1 protein-coding gene is annotated in these 473 nt (G+C 70.8%); it reads right to left on the bottom strand.

Annotation, left to right across the window (positions count from 1 at the left end):
• Nucleotides 1-473 (bottom strand): tRNA methyl transferase PRC-barrel domain-containing protein (locus tag DBR34_RS17995; RefSeq protein WP_343125622.1); only part of this gene is annotated, 473 nt, incomplete at both ends.

Raw genomic sequence — 473 nt, forward strand, 5'->3', positions numbered from 1 at the left:
GCTGGCGGCCACGCACGCCGCCGATGTTCAGGCCCTCGCGCTGGCCCAGGGTGAAATAGAACACGCCGGGGTGTTCGGCGATCAGGGCGCCGTCCGGGTCGCGGATCTCGCCGGCTTTGGCCGGCAGGTAGCGGCCCAGGAACTCGCGGAAGTCGCGCTCGCCGATGAAGCAGATCCCGGTGGAATCCTTTTTGGCGTGGGTCGGCAGCCGCGCGTCGCGGGCGATCCGGCGCAGGTCGTTCTTCTGCAGGTCGCCGATCGGGAACAGCGTGGCCGCCAGCTGCTCCTGGCCCAGCTGGTGCAGGAAGTAGCTCTGGTCCTTGCTGCGGTCGGCGCCGCGCAGCAGCGCCCAGCGCCCACCCACCTGCGCCACGCGGGCGTAGTGGCCGGTGGCGATGCGCTCGGCGCCCAGTTCGCGGGCCGCGTCCAGGAAGTGCTTGAACTTCACTTCCCGGTTGCACAGCACGTCGGGG

The organism is Stenotrophomonas sp. HMWF003 (assembly GCF_003061285.1).
Classification (GTDB): Bacteria; Pseudomonadota; Gammaproteobacteria; order Xanthomonadales; family Xanthomonadaceae; genus Stenotrophomonas; species Stenotrophomonas maltophilia_AP.